At 48.9% G+C, this 19,939-nt stretch carries 14 protein-coding genes and 1 pseudogene; 10 read left to right on the top strand and 5 right to left on the bottom strand.

Going from position 1 to position 19,939, the window contains the following annotated elements:
- Window positions 1-122: 122 nt before the first annotated feature.
- The 3 genes from sppA (at window position 123) to pncA (ending at window position 3,706) form a co-directional block, all read left to right on the top strand.
- Entirely contained in the window at window positions 123-1,979 is a 1,857-nt protein-coding gene (gene sppA / locus AC3RPL_RS08360) for a signal peptide peptidase SppA (RefSeq protein WP_490739635.1), read from the top strand.
- Window positions 1,980-2,061: 82 nt separating this feature from the next.
- Window positions 2,062-3,078: an asparaginase gene (ansA, locus tag AC3RPL_RS08355; RefSeq protein WP_490739634.1), complete on the top strand. Its 1,017-nt coding sequence runs from the start codon at window positions 2,062-2,064 to the stop codon at window positions 3,076-3,078.
- A gap of 13 nt (window positions 3,079-3,091) precedes the next feature.
- The gene (gene pncA, locus AC3RPL_RS08350; protein ID WP_490739633.1) at window positions 3,092-3,706 is read left to right on the top strand and encodes a bifunctional nicotinamidase/pyrazinamidase; all 615 of its coding nucleotides are present in this window, start codon (window positions 3,092-3,094) and stop codon (window positions 3,704-3,706) included.
- A gap of 5 nt (window positions 3,707-3,711) precedes the next feature.
- Here the strand turns inward: pncA and AC3RPL_RS08345 are convergent, their stop codons facing one another.
- Window positions 3,712-3,990: a YeaC family protein gene (locus AC3RPL_RS08345; RefSeq protein WP_490739632.1), complete on the bottom strand. Its 279-nt coding sequence runs from the start codon at window positions 3,988-3,990 to the stop codon at window positions 3,712-3,714.
- A gap of 5 nt (window positions 3,991-3,995) precedes the next feature.
- Window positions 3,996-4,406 carry a peptide-methionine (R)-S-oxide reductase MsrB gene (msrB, locus tag AC3RPL_RS08340; RefSeq protein ID WP_490739631.1) on the bottom strand — a complete coding sequence of 137 codons (411 nt, stop codon included), beginning with the start codon at window positions 4,404-4,406 and terminating at the stop codon, window positions 3,996-3,998.
- 347 nt (window positions 4,407-4,753) lie between these two features.
- On the opposite strand from msrB, the gene gapA reads away from it, so the two are divergent.
- Both gapA and AC3RPL_RS08330 read left to right on the top strand, forming a co-directional pair.
- Window positions 4,754-5,749, top strand: coding sequence for a glyceraldehyde-3-phosphate dehydrogenase (gene gapA, locus AC3RPL_RS08335; protein ID WP_261643608.1), 996 nt, complete (start codon window positions 4,754-4,756; stop codon window positions 5,747-5,749).
- A gap of 2,076 nt (window positions 5,750-7,825) precedes the next feature.
- Window positions 7,826-8,704, top strand: a complete 879-nt coding sequence (locus tag AC3RPL_RS08330; protein WP_490739630.1) for a D-hexose-6-phosphate mutarotase — start codon at window positions 7,826-7,828, stop codon at window positions 8,702-8,704.
- 39 nt (window positions 8,705-8,743) lie between these two features.
- Here the strand turns inward: AC3RPL_RS08330 and AC3RPL_RS08325 are convergent.
- From AC3RPL_RS08325 to AC3RPL_RS08315, 3 genes and pseudogenes are all read right to left on the bottom strand, one after another.
- Window positions 8,744-9,927 (bottom strand): annotated as a pseudogene (locus AC3RPL_RS08325) (MFS transporter).
- Between the two features lie 251 nt (window positions 9,928-10,178).
- Window positions 10,179-11,027: an aldo/keto reductase gene (locus AC3RPL_RS08320; protein WP_490739629.1), complete on the bottom strand. Its 849-nt coding sequence runs from the start codon at window positions 11,025-11,027 to the stop codon at window positions 10,179-10,181.
- An 85-nt stretch (window positions 11,028-11,112) separates the two neighbouring features.
- Window positions 11,113-11,862 (bottom strand): MipA/OmpV family protein, encoded by a 750-nt coding sequence (locus AC3RPL_RS08315; protein ID WP_490739628.1) that lies wholly within the window; start codon window positions 11,860-11,862, stop codon window positions 11,113-11,115.
- A gap of 425 nt (window positions 11,863-12,287) precedes the next feature.
- Between AC3RPL_RS08315 and yeaG the strand changes: the two genes are divergently transcribed.
- The 5 genes from yeaG to wbaP all read left to right on the top strand — a co-directional run bounded on the left by yeaG (window position 12,288) and on the right by wbaP (window position 19,875).
- Window positions 12,288-14,222: a protein kinase YeaG gene (yeaG, locus tag AC3RPL_RS08310; RefSeq protein WP_034933107.1), complete on the top strand. Its 1,935-nt coding sequence runs from the start codon at window positions 12,288-12,290 to the stop codon at window positions 14,220-14,222.
- 71 nt (window positions 14,223-14,293) lie between these two features.
- The gene (locus AC3RPL_RS08305; protein WP_490739627.1) at window positions 14,294-15,568 is read left to right on the top strand and encodes a YeaH/YhbH family protein; all 1,275 of its coding nucleotides are present in this window, start codon (window positions 14,294-14,296) and stop codon (window positions 15,566-15,568) included.
- Between the two features lie 414 nt (window positions 15,569-15,982).
- Window positions 15,983-17,710 (top strand): potassium/proton antiporter, encoded by a 1,728-nt coding sequence (locus AC3RPL_RS08300; RefSeq protein ID WP_490739626.1) that lies wholly within the window; start codon window positions 15,983-15,985, stop codon window positions 17,708-17,710.
- 77 nt (window positions 17,711-17,787) lie between these two features.
- Window positions 17,788-18,021: a DUF1480 family protein gene (locus AC3RPL_RS08295; RefSeq protein ID WP_034933118.1), complete on the top strand. Its 234-nt coding sequence runs from the start codon at window positions 17,788-17,790 to the stop codon at window positions 18,019-18,021.
- Between the two features lie 387 nt (window positions 18,022-18,408).
- Window positions 18,409-19,875: an undecaprenyl-phosphate galactose phosphotransferase WbaP gene (wbaP, locus tag AC3RPL_RS08290; protein WP_490739625.1), complete on the top strand. Its 1,467-nt coding sequence runs from the start codon at window positions 18,409-18,411 to the stop codon at window positions 19,873-19,875.
- The last annotated feature ends 64 nt before the right edge of the window (window positions 19,876-19,939 follow it).

Genomic DNA, 19,939 nt, shown 5'->3' with positions numbered 1-19,939 from the left:
CTTTTTCCTGCTGACAATTTGTTCCCCGCTATTTAGGATGTCACCATCTCAACCCGGTTTACGTCATCCAGCCTTGTGCCTGAATACCCGACCGGCTTTTTAATCGCGATTATGGAGAACCTATGCGGATTTTGTGGCGAGCAATCGCTGGTTTTTTTAAATGGACGTGGCGGCTGCTGAATTTCGTCCGTGAGTTTATTCTCAACCTTTTTCTGGTGTGTCTGATTCTGATTTGTGTCGGAATTTATTTCCAGTATACCAAAGCCAGCGCCCCCGCCGAGGTGCAGAAAGGCGCACTGATTGTTGATCTGAGTGGTACGGTCGTCGATAAGCCTTCGGTCAGTAATAAGCTGAGCAGAATTGGTCGCCAGTTGCTGGGAACCAGCAGTGACCGCCTGAAAGAGAATTCACTGTTCGATGTGGTGGATGCCATTCGTCAGGCCAAGGGTGACGTCAACATCACCGGCATAGTGCTGGACCTGCGTGACTTCGCCGGGGCTGACCAGCCATCTCTGCAATATATTGGTAAAGCTTTGCGTGAATTTCGTGACAGCGGTAAACCCATATTCGCTACTGGCGACAGTTACAGTCAGGCACAGTACTATCTCGCCAGCTTTGCCAACAAAATTTACCTGTCACCACAGGGTACGGTAGATCTTCATGGATTCGCCACCAATGGTCTTTATTACAAAACGTTGCTGGATAAGCTCAAAGTCACCTCGCATGTTTTCCGCGTTGGCACCTATAAATCAGCAGTAGAACCTTATCTGCGGGATGATATGTCCCCGGCGGCCCGCGATGCTGACAGCCGCTGGATTGGAGAGCTATGGCAGAATTATCTTAACACGCTGGCTGCAAATCGTCAGCTGACGCCTGAGCAGGTGTTTCCTGGGGCGCAGGGCGTACTGGACGGACTGAACAAAACAGGTGGTGACACGGCTGTATATGCCAGAGACAACAAGCTGGTCGATCAGCTGGCTTCTCGTGCCGTTGTCGATCAGGAGATGAGTAAAGTCTTTGGTTGGGACAAACAGTCCAACGATTTCAGAGGCACCAGCATCTATGACTATCAGGTGAAAAATAACAGCTCTGCCGACGGTAACATCGCGGTGGTGATGGCCAGTGGCGCAATCCTTGACGGGGATGAAACCCCCGGCAACGTGGGAGGCGACACCACCGCGATGGAGATCCGTCAGGCCAGACTGGATCCCAAAATCAAAGCAATTGTCTTTCGGGTTAACAGTCCCGGCGGCAGCGTGACGGCATCTGAAAGCATTCGTGAAGAGCTGGCAGCGGCAAAAGCAGCGGGTAAACCAGTTGTGGTGTCAATGGGTGGCATGGCGGCATCAGGTGGCTACTGGATCTCCACGCCAGCAAATTACATTATTGCCAGCCCGAACACACTTACTGGCTCCATTGGCATTTTCGGCGTGATTAATACCATTGAGAATACGCTGGATTCAATTGGTGTACACACCGATGGCGTGGCAACCTCACCTCTGGCTAATGTGGCAACCACCCGCGCACTTCCCCCTGAAGCCCAGCAAATGATGCAGCTGAGTATCGCTAACGGTTACAGAAACTTTATTGGCCTGGTGGCCGCCGCACGCGGTAAGACGCCAGAACAGGTTGATACTATTGCTCAGGGACATGTCTGGACCGGCAGCGATGCTAAAGCCAATGGACTTGTCGATGCCATGGGTGATTTTGATGACGCAGTGGCAAAAGCCGCTGAGCTGGCCAGGTTGCCGAAATGGCAACTGAGCTGGTATCAGGATGAGCCTGGCTTCTTCGACCTGTTACTCAGCCAGATGAACGTCTCTGTGCAGGCGGTACTGCCGACAGCGTTCAAAGCCTGGTTGCCGGCTCCGCTGGCAGAGGTCATGGTCAACATGAAAAATCAGCCCGGCTTGTTTGATAATCTCAACGATCCACAGAATCGCTATGCGATGTGTCTTACCTGTGGCCTGGTAAAATAACTGTTCAGCCCGGCATCTTGTCGGGCTGCTTTTCACGGGTTTTCCCCTTATAATCCGCCTTTTGGCAAGCCTGAGTTAATCCATGCATAAAAAATCCATTTACGTTGCCTATACGGGCGGAACCATCGGTATGCAACGTTCCAGCCACGGCTATGTTCCGGTGTCGGGCCACCTGCAAAACCAGCTGGCTGACATGCCTGAATTCCATCGTCCTGAGATGCCAGACTTTACTATTCATGAGTATCAGCCATTGATTGACTCTTCGGATATGACACCGCAGGACTGGCAATCGATTGCGGATGATATCAAGGCCAATTACGATCAATACGATGGTTTTGTCATCCTTCATGGCACCGACACCATGGCATTTACCGCATCAGCCCTGTCATTTATGCTGGAAAATCTGACCAAACCGGTCATTGTGACAGGGTCACAAATTCCGCTTGAAGCGCTGAGATCTGACGGACAGCAAAATCTGCTGAACGCCCTGTTCATTGCGGCGAACTACCCGATCAGTGAAGTCTCGCTGTTTTTCAACAACCACCTGTTTCGCGGCAACCGTACCACTAAAGCTCATGCCGATGGTTTCAACGCTTTTGCATCGCCTAATCTGCCCCCGCTGTTGGAAGCCGGAATACATATCCGCCGACTGAATACACCACCCGCCCCGATGGGCAAAGGCCAGCTGATTGTTCATTCGGTTACCCCGCAGCCTGTTGGCGTGGTCACACTCTATCCGGGAATTTCAGCTGATGTGGTAAGTAATTTCCTGCGCCAGCCGGTTAAAGCGTTGATCCTGCGCTCGTATGGCGTGGGCAATGCTCCGCAAAACCCGGCCTTTCTCAACGAACTGAAGGAAGCGTCAGCGCGGGGCATTGTGGTCGTTAATCTGACCCAGTGCATGTCCGGCAAGGTCAATATGGGCGGCTATGCCACCGGCAATGCTCTGGCGCTGGCTGGCGTAATCAGCGGTGGCGACCTGACGGTGGAAGCCACCCTGACCAAGTTACATTTTCTGCTTAGTCAGGATTTAACCACTGAGCAGGTCCGCCAGCAGATGCAGGTTAATCTGCGTGGTGAGCTGACTACCGAAGAATAATCAGGAATAAATTATGACGATTCGCCAGGCGCTGTTACTGATAGATCTACAAAATGATTTTTGTCCCGGCGGCGCGCTGGCTGTCAGCGAAGGCGATCGGGTGATTGCCATCGCTAACCAGTATGCAACGGAGTTTCATCAGCGTGATCAGCCCGTGCTGGCGACCCTGGACTGGCATCCCGCCGATCATGGTAGCTTTGCCTCGACTGCGCGCCAGCCGCCCTGGACCAGCGGAGAACTCGATGGCCTGTCTCAGGTGTGGTGGCCCGATCACTGCGTTCAGGGCTCTTCAGGCGCAGAACTGCATCCCGCGCTGCATCAGCATCTGATTACCGAGCGTTTCTTTAAAGGCCAGACTGTCGACGTGGACAGTTACAGTGCCTTCTATGATAACGGGCGCCGCAGTAAAACCTTGCTGGACAGCTGGCTGAAAGAGCAACAGATTGTGGCATTGACGGTGATGGGACTGGCAACCGACTACTGCGTAAAATACAGCGTGCTTGATGCGCTGGCCTGCGGATACACGACAACCGTTATTTCCGCGGGCTGTCGTGGTGTCGATTTACAACCGGGTGACAGTGCTCGGGCGCTGGAGGAGATGGCCACAGCAGGGGCCATTATCCTGTAGCGATATTACTGCAAACGGATCGGCATCCGTTGATCATCAGTAATACCAAACTCTTCTTTCAACTGCTGTTTGCTTTTCACTACCAGCTCGCCGCCCTTTCCCACCGTCATATGCTGCGGCTGGTCGTTATGGCGGGCCTGCCAGAGGAGAACAAGTTGCAGACTGTTCTCTTTTTGCTCGGGGGTCAATGCCACCCCATCCGCCCATTTTCCCGTTTCAACTGCGGTGACCAGACGTTGGTATACGTCAGGGGTCATCGCCGCAATTATCTCATCCAGCGCCATAGCGACTATCCTTTAATGTTATTGCCATCATCACTGGTAAAACTCAGCGAGGCGGAATTTACGCAGTAGCGTTCACCGGTTGGCTGAGGTCCGTCAGGGAAAACATGCCCAAGATGTGCATCACAGCTGCCACAACGAATTTCAATACGCTGCATCCCGTGTGAGTCATCCTCAAGATATCTGACCGCGTCATCATTACAGGGCTGGTAAAAGCTGGGCCAACCGCAACCAGAATCGAACTTACTGGCTGAAAGAAATAGCGGCGTGTTGCAGACCAGACAGTGATAAATGCCGTCATCTTTGTTGTGCAACAGCTTGCCGGAAAAAGGCGGTTCAGTGCCCCGCTGCTGTGTAACGTAGCGCTGCATTTCCGTCAGCTCAGTTTCCGGATGCAGTGATTCAGGATGATTAACCATAATGTTATTCTCAGGCGGGCGTTTGAGATCAGAAATTATAGCTGCAGCCATACTAACAAATATTTAACATCGCCGGGAGCTTTTTTACCTTGCGCAGAAGTCTGAAACTGATCTCGGGATAAAATTGTGACCATGATCACTCTTTAGCCTTATCACCCCTTTATATTCAGGCAGGATGCCTCAACATTGGGTACTTAGCGGCGTCAGAGGAAGTTGCAAAAGCGTAATAATTCCTGTCGTTCGGTTTGATTTGTCGCAACTATTGAACCGATTCCGCTTGACGCCTGACAAGCTTTTTGTAATTTTACAGCCAACCTTTTATTCACTAACAACAGCTGGTGGAATATATGACTATCAAAGTAGGTATCAACGGTTTTGGCCGTATCGGTCGCATCGTTTTCCGTGCTGCTCAGCAGCGTTCTGACATCGAAATCGTCGGTATCAACGATCTGCTGGACGCCGACTACATGGCTTACATGCTGAAATACGACTCCACCCACGGCCGTTTCGATGGCACCGTTGAAGTCAAGGACGGCCATCTGGTTGTTAATGGCAAAACCATCCGCGTTACCTCTGAGCGTGATCCGGCCAACCTGAAGTGGAATGAAATTGGTGTGGACGTGGTTGCTGAAGCCACCGGTATCTTCCTGACTGACGAAACTGCACGTAAGCACATTGAAGCAGGCGCGAAGAAAGTTGTGCTGACCGGACCATCAAAAGATGACACCCCTATGTTTGTTATGGGCGTGAATCACAAGTCTTATGCCGGTCAGGAAATCGTTTCTAACGCCTCCTGTACCACTAACTGCCTGGCACCGCTGGCGAAAGTCATCAACGATAAGTTTGGCATCGTTGAAGCGCTGATGACCACCGTTCATGCAACGACTGCAACGCAGAAAACTGTTGACGGTCCTTCGCACAAAGACTGGCGTGGTGGTCGTGGCGCATCGCAGAACATCATCCCTTCTTCTACCGGTGCTGCTAAAGCGGTGGGTAAAGTTATCCCTGAGCTGAACGGTAAACTGACCGGTATGGCGTTCCGCGTTCCAACGCCAAACGTTTCTGTGGTTGACCTGACCGCACGTCTGGCTAAACCGGCTTCTTACAAAGAAATTTGTGAAGCAATCAAGTCTGCTGCTGAAGGCGAGCTGAAAGGCGTTCTGGGCTACACTGAAGATGAAGTGGTTTCTACCGATTTCAACGGTGAAAAACTGACTTCCGTATTCGATGCAAAAGCAGGCATCGCCCTGAGCGATACTTTCGTTAAACTGGTTTCCTGGTACGATAATGAAACCGGCTATTCAAACAAAGTACTGGATCTGGTTGCTCATATCGCTAAATAAGCGTCACAAACAGATTCTGAAGGCGACTCCGGTCGCCTTTTTTTATGCCTGTGAAACACTTATTTTAAATCCTTTTCATTCAACTTTATCCCCAGGTCGCCCGGTTATTATGAGTGAGCGGCTATGCCCGTCAATTTCATATCCGTCAGCACGGTTCCTGAAGAGTAAGAACCCGATCGCGGGTTGAAACTCGGGTGTATCATAAAGCGCCATAATGATAAAAAATGTTTCGTTTAACTCAGGATGGTGAGAATGAAACATCAGGGCAGGATATACACAACCCAAATGAGACAGACAAACTGTCTCACTGGATTGTCGGATTTGGATAACTCTGATAAATCAAATACGCCGTTACAGACAGCAAGACTAACTATAGACGCCATGCAAGCGATAATCTCTATCCTTAAATGCCAATAATCATGAAAGACATTTTTTATAGCATCCTCGTTTTTTAAAAAACATCATCTCTTATTTTTTTGGCAACTTATTAATGATATTTTGCCAGTTATTACTTTGTTTTTCCACTCTCTTTCTCCATCCACGGAACTAAATGATATGATTATCATCTTTATCAAAAACCTCAAGGCTGGTTATTTTTTCCTTCAGGAAATTTATTTCCCACCCAGATCTGAGCAACAAAATCAGGTGACATTTTACACACCACCTTTTCATTTTCTTTTGTTGTGCCATGAATAATATATTTATTTAATTCAGCCCCCCACTGGCTGAATTGTTTTTGTCAATTTTACCGGTGTAAGTTTGAATGGCAGAATTATTCTGTCAGATAAAATATTTGTTACCTGAATCGACCTTCCTCCATTATTAAATGTGATATTATGACGATATTTACCATCTGAACTTTTAATAACTTTTATATCTGCAGATTTCACTTTACCTGGCAAAAATCGCAAATCAATCCCTTTCGGATTTAAAATTAAATGACCATTTGAATATGAATTTTTGTATTCACCGCTGACATGCAGAGATGCCCCACTGTTGAATATCCTTGTTTCAACAATATTTGATATGTTTTTGATATTTTTATGAATACCAGAAAGATTATTAGCTATATCGTTGTTATTCAGACTTACCCTATCGCACGTCCAGTTGTGTTTATAATTTTTCTTTCTGATTTTGTTAGCATGTAATATTCCCCTTGATTAAATTTTTGTTGTAACGTTCCATGTACTTTGCTTTCACATAGCTTTATTTAATATAACTATAAGAGTCGATCAGATATAATAAAACGACTATTTATAGTTAAAATTTTATAAGTAGGAAATCAGCAAGACTAAGCTACTCGGCCTGGTGGCTGGTATATCAAATTCGATTTGCAGTTAATGTGAGCCCGGTGGACTGAATTGCGAGTTAGTTATCACTCAAAGAGAGCCAGGGGTGTTTTCATTTGCAGTAAATGTGGGCCAAAATTTGCACACATTGCCCGTCGAAGAGATGTCGATTGCGAACCGCTACAGCCATAACATTATCCTTGTAGCCATAAACCTCCGCTATCAGGCTGATTGCGATAATTTACCTCTCGCCTTAATATGAATACTGTACAGATAGTTGATGCATGCTATAACCGCAGGAACTGACCAGGGCTGAAAAGTATTAATAAAAATCCGTGATATGATGAATTCATTGTCTGAAGCGGGCAAGAATCTAACAAAATTGTTTGGTGATCACAGAATAAAAAATAAGTCATATTGATATTCCTCCTGTTTCACACTGTTCATTATGAATGATTTACCTCTTCTGGACAGATAAACAGACTGTTGTTGATGACATGGTTCCGACCACTGCTCACGGATCGCTGGTAGCTGATGATGTAAAGATAAAAGTATTTTCAGGGTTAGTTCTGTTTACAGGTGTGATAACCCGGGCCGCTTTGCTTATATTGATAAACCAAAAATGGAAATGGTTTGAGTGTTCGCAAATTGTCTCAATTACTGCTGTAAGGTGTGGTTTCATCTTGTAGAATGAGATAGCTGTTTATCTGTCATAATAATTATTGAGTTCCAATGTTGAACAGGGGCAACTTCGGTCGCCTTTTTTGATGAATGAAAAGGACTGATTATGAACGAGAAGCTTTTTTCACTGCCGGTACTGGAACAAATTACGCCCTGCATTTCTCTCCGTCAGATTGGCGAACTACCGGTATTAATCATTGTGCACCCGGCAGTACGTGCCGCGGTGACTTTACAGGGGGCCCATCTGATTGCCTGGCAACCCGCCGCAGAAAAACCCGTCATCTGGCTGAGTGAGAAATCCGCATGGACCCAGGGTAAAGCCATCAGGGGAGGTGTGCCGGTCTGCTGGCCATGGTTTGGCCCGGCTGGAGAACCCGCTCATGGTTTTGCACGTACATTGCCCTGGACGCTCTCAGCTCATGATGAGAATGATAAAAGTGTCATGCTGACACTGATGTTAAAAAGCGATCGGCAGACTCTGGAGCTGTGGCCACACGAATTCACGCTTCTGCTGCGCTTCCGCTTTACCGATAGTTGTGAGATTGAACTTGAAGCACACGGTGACTATGAAGCCACTGCGGCACTGCACAGCTATTTCTGTGTCGGTGATATTGCTGACGTTGAGGTCAGCGGCCTTGGACCTGATTTTATTGATAAAGTTAACAGCGGCAATGCCGGGCATTCTGTTGACGGTAAGCAAACATATCCTCATCGTATTGACCGTATTTACACCCAGCCGGAAGACTGTAGCCTGATCGGTGATAAAACAGGCAACCGTATGCTGGAAGTTTATCATCATCATCAAAGTGACGTTGTCACCTGGAATCCGGGACCCGAACTTTCACAAAGCATGACGGATATGGCAGATGATGGATACAAAACGATGGTTTGTGTCGAAACAGCCCACGTCTCCTCACCGATGAAAAGCACCGCAGAATCACCAGCACGACTGTCGACAACAATCAGAATACGCAAAGGCAAATAACCAGGAGATAAACAACGGGGCAGTGCTTTACCCGCTGAATCAGGACTTTGCTTCTCCCTCTCTGGTCAGCAACCTTATTGCCGGGACTAAACTGGTTGCCAGAGTGGCAACCAGAACGGCAACCGCTGAGATTATCAACACCGTTTTATTACCCAGCTGCAAAGCCAGTGGGCCAGCAGCCAGTTCACCGAGCGGGATGGCGACAAAAGAACCCATCGCATCCCATGCGCAAATACGGGCAAGCTTGTCAGCGGGAATGCGGGTTTGCAGATAATGGGCCCACACCACACCAAACTGACCAAAACCCACCCCGGCAAGAAAAAAGATGATGCCGGGATACTTAACAACAACATTGGCAGGGCGCAAAGTGCAATCAGCATGACGCCTGCCTGCATATCACGGCGTGGACGCCAGCGTAATGCCAGACATGAACCCGCTATCAGCCCACCACTTTGTGCGGCAACCATTATGCCCCACACCGTCCTGCCAAAAGAAGCATCAGCTATAACGGGGCCAAGCACCATCACAATGCCGCTAAAGGCCACGTTGACCACGGCAAACTGAGCAACAACCGACCATACCCAGGTGTGAGCAATAAACGTCTTCCAGCCTTCGCGAAGTTCATACAGCATATTACGCTGCAAAGTCGCCACCCGCTGTTTGCCCACCCTGATCAACAACCACAGCGGCGTGGCGGCAGCAAAGCCCAAAGCGTCCACTGCCAACCCCCAACCTGGCCCAACGGCCCCGATCAGCATTCCGCCCAGCGAAGCGCCGGTAATGGTTCCGGCGTATATTCCCAATTGAATAAATGCATTGGCCTGCCGGAGTTTCTGGCCAGGCACAGTCAGAGGCACCATTGCGCCAGAGGCCGGTAAAGCCATACCCGCTGCTGCACCGTTAATCATCCCCAGAATGATCAACTCACCGATCGTTGCGGCGTGCTCCAGCACCAGCCAGGCGCACAGGCCCTGAGAAAGCGCAGCAATAACAGAAGCACTAAAAAGAAGGCGAGTACGTGAATAGCGATCTGCCAGTACACCGCCAGGCAGAAGAAACAACACATTTATCAGTGAGCGTGATGCCACCACAATACCCAGATCTCCGGCATTTCCCCCCATATCCAGTACGGCAAAAGCCAGGGCTATCGGGGCGATACCATTACCTGTCACGGTGAGGAGGCGGGCAAAAAAAAGGTGTCTGAAGGCGGCATAACTGAACAGGTGCTGGTGGGAAGCACTCACTGAGCTCTCTCCCTGACATTAGCTGCTGACAGATTGTGTGCGATGGCATTATCAATGCCGGATATCCGGAGCATATTTTTGGTGGATGCGTAAGAGCGGATAAGCTGCTGTTTATTCATTCCTCTTCCCTGGAAAACTATCATTTGAATACGCCAACCCGGCATCAGAGCCCGTCCGTTGACGGTGAATCACACTGCTCTCTGCCCGCAAAAAAGCGAGCTGACCGGCACCTAAACCATATCCAGCGGCATTTTACGTTCTGGCGGCGGATATGCCAGATTGATTTTTGTCAGATCTTCACTACTTAATACCACATTCAGAGCTGCGGCATTTTCGACTGTATGAGCAACTGAGCTGGCTTTAGGAATGGCTATCACACCCTCCTGACGGATAACCCATGCCAGCAGCAACTGGGCCACGCTGATGCCCTTTTGCTGTGCCAGCTCACACAACACCGGCGCATCCATCAGATCACGACGCAATCTGCCCCCCTGGGCTAGCGGGCAATAGGCCATCACCGGGATCCCACGTTGCTGACAGTCGGGAAGGAGATCATACTCGATACCACGAGAACCCAGATGGTAAAGCACCTGATTAGCATCACAGCCATCTCCCCCATCTTCAGCCAGTAGATCGGTAAGGTCATCACTGTCAAAGTTCGACACTCCCCAACGCAGAATTTTGCCAGACTGCTTTAATGATGCCATCGCGCTAAGCGTTTCCTCCAACGGCACGTTACCGCGCCAGTGCAACAGATAGAGATCGAGATAATCAGTATTCAGTCGGCGCAGGCTGTGTTCGCAGGCCTCAATGGTGTCCACGGCCCCTGCATTCCACGGATAAACTTTGGAAACCAGCCATGCTTTATCCCTGCGCCCTTTCAGCGCTTCACCCACTACGGCTTCTGCCTCACCATCAGCATACATTTCTGCGGTGTCAATCAGCCTCAATCCTGTATCCAGTCCTGCCTGAAGCGCTGCAATTTCCTGCTTGCGTCGGCTGGCATCCTCACCCATGTACCAGGTTCCCTGACCAATAGCCGGTAAAATGGCCCCTGAACTGAATGCTATATTTTTCATTACCTACTCCTGCTGCACCTGTTTATTTCACCACCTCTATGCAAAAGGGCGCTCAGCGCCCTTTTTTAGTGCATTGATGGTGATATCAGAACGTGTAGCTTACCCCCGTCCATACCGATACCAGAGAATCTTTATTGACCATCGGGCTGTCTTTCACCTCAGTGGCCAGTCGGGTATAGCGCCCGGAGAGGGTAGCGTTCCAGTTTGATGACAGTGACCATGCCGCGGTCAGTTCAAGATAGGGGTTCCAGCTGTCATCCGCATCGTAGCTGGCCAGCCCACTGCGCCGGGACTCCTGCTTTGATATACCGTAATAGTAATTGTTCTGACGATCGCTGCTGTAGACCAGACCAAGGCCGGGCGTCAGACTGAACTCTCCCAACTGAAAGCGATAAAGATAAGCCAGATCCCACTGATAGCCGTCGCTGTTACCCAGCATATCGGCTGCTAAAGTCGTGCGTATGATCCCCCACTCTGCCAGATGCCGGTAATCCAGGCCTCCCATCATCGTCATGTGGCGGTTATCAAGTTTCTTGAGCTGTTTATTGTAAGTGTGATCGGTATCAAAACTTTGCGGCGAGCCCATAATGGTCAGCGACAGCTGATCCTGCTGGTCTTTCCACAAATAATATCCCGCCTGTACGGTACGAAAATAAAAGCTATCACCTTCGTAATTGATCACCGGCAATGGGAAATAACGGCCCTTTGCTCCTTTATACGGACTCTGACTGTAAATTACCGACGCCCCGAGGCTCAATGGATTCGCCAGCGCACTGACAGAGGTAAAACTCACTGCCGAAATCGTGGCAAGCACGCTAAGTTTGAAATAGTTCACAATTAATTCATTCCATAAACATAACAATTAAGTCAGGTAGTTTAACAAACCCGACATCCCAGGCGGAAAGTTTACACGATTGTACACCGGCTGCCAGATGTCAAAGGGTGCGGTCCGGGGGTTATAATCGCTTATTTACAAATATCAGCCAGCCCGCATCAGTCAAGGGCAGCGTTAAGCTCATTTATGACTTTGTTATTGAAATCTCATCGAAAAAGACAGAAGTATCAGGAAATTTCTTAGATAGCCAACTACGCTTAATTCATCGACAGTGCATTTTAAGAGAGCAGTAGCCATAAGCTTTAATTATCCCGATAAAAAATGTCAGATTGGCATAAGGGTTGCTGTAATTCATAAGTTCCTTCAGGGGGTGAGGTTTTAAGCTCCCTGTTACCTTTGCTAAAAACGAAAGGACGGGCATCGCTATGAATATATTCGATCACTATCGTCAGCGCTATGAAGCCGCCAAGGACGAAGAGTTTACACTTCAGGAATTTCTTACCATTTGTCGGCAGGATCGTAGTGCATACGCCAATGCAGCTGAGAGACTGTTGATGGCGATTGGCGAGCCGGTAATGGTAGACACTGCTACAGAGCCACGCCTTTCCCGACTTTTCTCCAACCGTGTTGTTGCACGCTACCCTGCTTTTGAAGAGTTTTATGGCATGGAAGAGGCGATTGAACAGATCGTCTCCTACCTTAAACATGCCGCTCAGGGACTGGAGGAGAAAAAACAGATTCTCTATCTGCTGGGGCCCGTTGGTGGGGGTAAATCATCTCTGGCTGAGCGTCTGAAGTCTCTGATGCAGAGAGTGCCAATCTATGTGCTCAGCGCCGATGGCGAGCGTAGTCCTGTCAATGACCATCCTTTGTGTCTTTTCAATCCACAGGAAGATGCCACGATCCTCGATAAAGAATATGGCGTGCCCCGCCGTTATCTCGGCACCATCATGTCCCCATGGGCCGCCAAACGCCTTCATGAATTTGGCGGAGACATTTCGCGCTTTAAAGTAGTTAAGGTATGGCCTTCAATTCTTGAACAGCTGGCGATTGCCAAGACGGAACCTGGTGATGAAAACAATCAGGACATTTCAGCACTGGTGGGTAAAGTAGACATCCGCAAGCTGGAAAACCATGCGCAAAACGATCCTGACGCCTACGGATATTCAGGCGCACTTTGCCGTGCAAACCAGGGGATTATGGAGTTTGTTGAGATGTTTAAAGCACCGATTAAAGTGCTACATCCCCTGCTGACTGCCACTCAGGAAGGAAATTATAACGGTACTGAAGGGATATCTGCCCTGCCATTTAATGGCATTATCCTGGCGCACTCTAACGAGTCAGAATGGGTCACCTTCCGTAATAACAAAAATAACGAGGCGTTTCTTGACCGTGTTTATATCGTCAAAGTGCCTTACTGCTTGCGGGTATCGGAAGAGATTAAAATCTACGACAAACTTCTTGATCACAGTGAGCTGACTCATGCACCCTGTGCTCCAGGCACGCTGGAAACGCTGGCACGCTTCTCGATTCTTTCACGACTGAAAGAGCCGGAAAACTCCAGCACTTATTCCAAAATGCGTGTATATGATGGTGAAAGCCTGAAAGACACCGACCCGAAAGCAAAATCCTATCAGGAATATCGCGACTATGCCGGTGTTGATGAAGGTATGAATGGCCTGTCTACCCGCTTTGCCTTCAAAATCCTCTCCAGGGTGTTCAACTTTGATCATGCTGAAGTGGCAGCAAACCCGGTTCATCTTTTCTACGTACTCGAACAACAGATTGAGCGTGAACAGTTCCCTCAGGAACAGGCCGAGAAATATCTTGAGCATCTGAAGGGTTACCTGATCCCGAAATACGCCGAATTTATCGGCAAAGAGATTCAAACTGCTTATCTTGAGTCTTATTCTGAATATGGTCAGAATATTTTTGACCGTTACGTTACTTACGCTGACTTCTGGATCCAGGATCAGGAATATCGCGATCCGGATACCGGTCAGTTATTCGACAGAGAGTCCCTGAACGCCGAGCTGGAGAAAATCGAGAAACCGGCGGGTATCAGTAATCCGAAAGACTTCCGTAATGAAATTGTCAATTTCGTATTACGCGCCCGGGCCCACAACAATGGCCGCAATCCAAACTGGACCAGTTATGAAAAACTGCGCACGGTTATTGAGAAGAAAATGTTCTCAAATACTGAAGAGCTGCTGCCAGTCATTTCATTTAATGCGAAAACGTCCACGGATGAACAGAAAAAGCATGATGATTTTGTCGATCGGATGATGGAAAAAGGCTATACCCGCAAGCAGGTTCGCCTGTTGTGTGAATGGTATCTGCGTGTTCGCAAATCATCGTGATACCAGCCTCATAAATGCTGAAGGGGTCAGGGCAACCTGACCCGGTTTGCACTGTTTTTTGGGGGAAAGTTATGGCCTATTTTATCGATCGGCGGTTAAACGGTAAAAATAAGAGCGCGGTTAATCGCCAGCGCTTCCTGCGCCGCTACAAATCGCAGATTAAACAGTCGATTTCCGAGGCCATTAATAAGCGTTCGGTGACCGACATCAGCAGCGGTGAGTCCGTTTCAATTCCTGTTGATGATATTAATGAACCTGTTTTTCATCAGGCTCGCGGTGGACATCGTCACCGCGTTCATCCCGGCAATGATCATTTTGTACAAAATGATCGGGTCGAAAGACCGCAGGGTGGCGGCGGCGGCGGAAGTGGTCAGGGCAATGCCAGTCAGGATGGTGAAGGACAGGACGAATTTGTTTTTAATATTTCAAAAGACGAGTATCTCGATCTACTGTTTGAAGATCTCGCTCTGCCCAACCTGAAAAAAAATCAGCACAGACAGCTCAACGAATACAAAGTCCATCGTGCAGGCTTCACGGCAAACGGTGTTCCCGCCAATATCAGCGTGGTACGTTCGCTGCAAAATTCACTGGCGAGACGCACCGCCATGACCGCCGGCAAGCGACGTATGCTGCATGAACTGGAAGACGCACTGGATGCCGTTCAGAAAGCTGAACCCGCACAGCTGCTGGAGGAAGAGCGTCTTAAAAAGGAAATGGCTGAACTGCGTGCGCGAATAAAACGCGTACCCTTTATTGATACTTTCGATTTACGCTACAAGAATTTTGAAAAACGCCCGGATCCATCCAGTCAGGCGGTGATGTTCTGTCTGATGGACGTGTCAGGTTCAATGGATCAAGCAACCAAAGACATGGCCAAGCGATTTTACATTTTGCTCTACCTGTTTCTCAGTCGTACCTATAAAAATGTCGATGTGGTCTACATCCGTCACCACACTCAGGCTAAAGAGGTGGATGAGCAGGAATTTTTCTATTCACAGGAAACCGGTGGCACCATTGTTTCCAGCGCACTGAAACTGATGGATGAAGTGATTAAAGAGCGTTATGACCCTGCTCAGTGGAATATTTACGCAGCGCAGGCTTCAGATGGTGATAACTGGGCAGATGATTCGCCACTATGTCATGAGATTCTGGCGAAGAGTATTCTGCCCGTCGTGCGTTATTACAGTTACATTGAGATCACCCTGCGCGCGCACCAGACTTTGTGGCGCGAATATGAACACCTTCAGGCTATGTTTGATAATTTTGCTATCCAGCACATCCGCGAGCCGGAAGATATTTACCCTGTTTTCCGTGCGTTGTTTCACAAGCAGACCGAGAGCGCCTGATGAAATGCAGCCAGTACCATAACGTACTGGCTGTTTATCGCGAAATCGTTATTTCAACTTCTGTTATCTCAGCTTAACCAACCGAGCGTGATGCAGCGCCGCGCCCCACCCGCTTTTTACTTAGCATGACCTGCAAATCGTCAGAATTAAGTTTGCATAAACCCTTTCTTGATTTCTGGCCCTGAAGGGTAATAACGTCAGGCGGTTTAATTGGCTGAGCAGCCACATCTTATCGTTGTTATTCTTCTTATCACGAAACCTGACATACAGATTATGATGAGTTGGTTGATAATAAGGCCTGCAACGCAACAGGTAATGAGGCAACACACGCAGCATCTGAATTTTGACTTTTAAGATACTATTGCAACACACTGTCAGGGCAGATAATTTAACCAAAACAGGAGAAAAAATACATTGGAAGCCAGCGCGATTTACAGTCTGTTTATTATTGGTTCAGTGCTGGTTGCAGCAAGCATTTTACTCAGTTCATTCTCATCCCGGCTCGGCATCCCTATTCTGGTTATTTTTCTCGCGCTGGGCATGCTGGCAGGGGTCGACGGTATTGGCGGTATTGCGTTTGATAATTATCCCGCAGCCTATCTGATTAGCAACCTTGCCCTCGCGGTCATCTTACTGGACGGTGGAATGCGAACTCAGGCCAGTTCTTTCAAGGTGGCACTGGGCCCGGCACTGTCACTGGCAACGGTTGGCGTATTAATCACTGCCGGACTGACTGGCATGGCGGCCGCATGGTTATTCAACCTGAACATGATGAATGGTTTTCTGGTGGGGGCGATTATTGGCTCGACGGATGCCGCCGCCGTTTTTTCTCTGCTCGGGGGCAAAGGTCTTAATGAGCGTGTAAGCGCCACGCTGGAGATTGAATCCGGCAGCAATGACCCGATGGCGGTCTTTCTGACCATCACATTGATTGAGATGATTCAGCAAGGACAAACCGGGCTGAATGGCATGTTCGTCATTCATCTCATTCAACAATTTGGCCTGGGTATCGTGCTGGGAATTGGCGGCGGCTGGGCTTTGTTACAGCTGATCAACCGCGTCTCACTGCCCGGAGGCCTTTATCCCCTTCTGGCCGTCAGCGGCGGAATTCTGGTCTTTGCCCTGACTACCGTGCTGGAAGGCAGCGGCATCCTTGCCGTCTATCTTTGTGGTTTTGTGCTGGGTAATCGTCCAATCCGAAATCGCTACGGTATCCTGCAAACCTTTGATGGTATGGCGTGGCTGAGTCAGATTGGCATGTTTCTGGTGCTTGGCCTGTTAGTGACGCCAACCGACCTGTGGAACATCGCCCTGCCTGCCATGCTGCTGTCCGTATGGCTGATACTGATCGCCCGCCCGCTGTCGATCCTGATTGGCCTGTTGCCATTCCGGGGTTTTAATCTGCGTGAACGACTGTTTATTAGTTGGGTTGGTCTGCGTGGTGCCGTGCCGATCATCCTGGCTGTCTTCCCGATGATGGCCGGTCTGCCACACGCCACGCTGTTCTTCAATATCGCCTTCTTTGTCGTGCTTGTCTCTCTGATGATACAGGGGACGTCGCTGGGTTTTGCCGCACGTAAAGCCAGGGTAATTGTTCCCCCCACCGCCTCCCCAATTTCCCGCGTCGGGCTGGATATTCACCCCGAAAACCCGTGGGAACAGTTCGTTTATCAGTTAGGCGCTGACAAGTGGTGCGTGGGCGCTGCGCTGCGCGATCTGCACATGCCAAGAGAAACCCGTATTGCTGCACTGTTTCGCGATAATCTGTTGCTGCATCCTACCGGCAACACGCGTTTGAAAGAGGGAGACGTACTGTGCGTTATTGGCCGCGAAAAGGATTTACCCGAACTGGGAAAACTGTTCAGCCAGTCTCCACCGGTCGCGCTTGATCAGCGCTTTTTTGGTGACTTCATTTTGCAGGCAGATGCCCGTCTGCATGACATTTCTGAAATTTATGGTATCGAACTGGACGATGACATGAATAACCAACTGACGCTGGGCCATCTGGTTGCCGGGATGATCGGTGGCGCGCCGGTGGTGGGTGACCAGGTTGAATGGAAAAATATGATCTGGACGGTGGCTGAAAAAGAAGGAAATGAGATTAGCAGAATTGGTGTCCGGGTAACGGAAGATAAGGAATAATCCTGGAAATAATCGCTCGATCTCTGCGGAATCAACGCTACGCTTAAAGTTCATGTCTTTCCGTATGGGAGAATATCATGGGTCATATCGTGAAGATTGGTCGCTATGAAATTATTGATGCAGAGCTGGACGGGCAGGATGTGGAAACCATCAGCATCCCCTGCCATACCAACCCAGGGCTGACTTATCAGCTTGATGGATGGGATGATGAAACCAGTGTGCCAGCCTGGATTGACGGCCAGCCTGTCGATCTGGCCATTGGGCATTATGATCAGCAGCAAAATCGCTGGGTGCTGAAAAAACCTGCCTGATCTTTCAGACTCACCGATGCAGAAATTAGCTGAGGTGAGTCTGACATCTTATTGCAGTAAAAATGTTATCTTTCCGAAAAAATGACGCCATTCATCTGTTTATATTTCTCCCTCCCGCCTGTTTTTAACTATTCCGCCAAAAAGCAATTTGAAAGTTTTAGGAATTACCCGTATTAACTAAGCCAAATGTCTGCTGCATACTTGCCTCAGCTTTACGAAAAAGATCCGACGTTTAATTCAGCGCGTCGAATTTTTTAAGTGTTTGTATATAAACAAAGAAACAATAATTATCTGAAACTAAAGAAATTTACTTTAGTTCGTTTCCCCCTGAACGCGTGCTTGAACCTCGTCAGGTCACTTATTCTTTATCAAAAGAGAGCAGGCATTATGGCAAGTACTCTGGTACTGAATGATCGACGTCGTGCCTTTAGTGGCACTAGAAAAAACATTATTACCAAGGTGACATTGAGTCTGGCAGATTTGATATCAATTAACCTTGCCCTGTTTTTATCTGCGGCTACCGTGCAAGGTTTCTGGGGAAACCTGGATATCTTTATTCCACCTCAGGAAGTTAAGGTCCGTTTTATCGCGCAGTTCGTCATGTCGATTGTCTGTACGGCCTGGTTCTGGATGCGACTGCGTCACTACACTTATCGCAAACCTTTCTGGTTTGAATTAAAAGAAATAATTAAAACGCTGGTCATTTTTTCACTGTTAGACCTTGCGCTGATTGCCTTCTCAAAATGGGATTTTTCCCGCATGTTGTGGAGTTTCACCTGGGTGTATGCGCTTATCCTGGTTCCACTGCTACGCTCTTCGGTTAAACATGCCATCCTCAAAGCGGGCCAGTGGCAAAAACAGACCATCATTATTGGTTCAGGTAAAAATGCGCGTGAAGCCTACGCCGCGCTACAAAGCGAAGAACTGCTGGGTTATGAAGTAAAAGCCTTTGTTGCTTCTAACGGATATAAAGGCGCGGAAAATCTGCATGGCGTGCCGGTGATCACGGCCAGAGACATTGTCTGGGACACGGTTGATCTTGAAAACACGCAGTTTATCGTGGCGATGGAGTACGAACAGCAGTCAATGCGCGATAAGTGGCTGAAGCTGCTGTCGAAAAAGAAATGCCGTTCAGTTTCCGTGGTGCCTACCCTACGTGGTGTGCCGTTATACGGTACGGATATGTCATTTATCTTCAGCCATGAAGTGATGATCCTGCGGGTTAGTAACAGCCTGGCTAAACGCTCTTCCCGTATCCTGAAGCGTGCGTTCGATATCGTGGTGGCCTCGCTGCTACTGCTGGTTCTTGCACCCGCATTTGGCCTGATTTGCTGGATGGTAGGACGCGATGGCGGTAATAAAATTTACGGACACGAACGGGTGGGCCAGGATGGCAAAAAATTCAAATGTCTGAAGTTCCGTTCGATGGTGACCAACTCGAAGGAAGTGCTGGAAGAGCTGCTGGCGACTAATCAAGAAGCCCGTGCCGAATGGGATAAAGACTTTAAGCTGAAGAACGACCCTCGTGTGACAAAAATTGGTGCATTTTTGCGTAAAACCAGTCTGGATGAGCTTCCGCAATTGTGGAACGTGTTGCGGGGTGAGATGAGCCTGGTTGGCCCGCGTCCGGTAATAGAAGCAGAGCTTGAGCGTTATGCCGGGGATGTTGATTACTATCTGATGGCTAAACCCGGGATGACCGGACTGTGGCAGGTCAGTGGCCGTAACGATATCGACTATGATACGCGTGTTTACTTCGACTCCTGGTATGTAAAAAACTGGGCACTGTGGACCGACATTGCCATCCTGTTTAAAACTGCCGGTGTGGTGCTTCGTCGCGACGGCGCTTACTGATACCGCAATACGAAAGCCGTGAAGCGCACGGCTTTCGTATTCAGAGCCACATTCCCCTTTTCTT

Source organism: Erwinia papayae, assembly GCF_058241465.1.
Note: the sequence above shows the minus strand (reverse complement) of the source record. Positions and strands in the feature narration are given on the sequence as shown.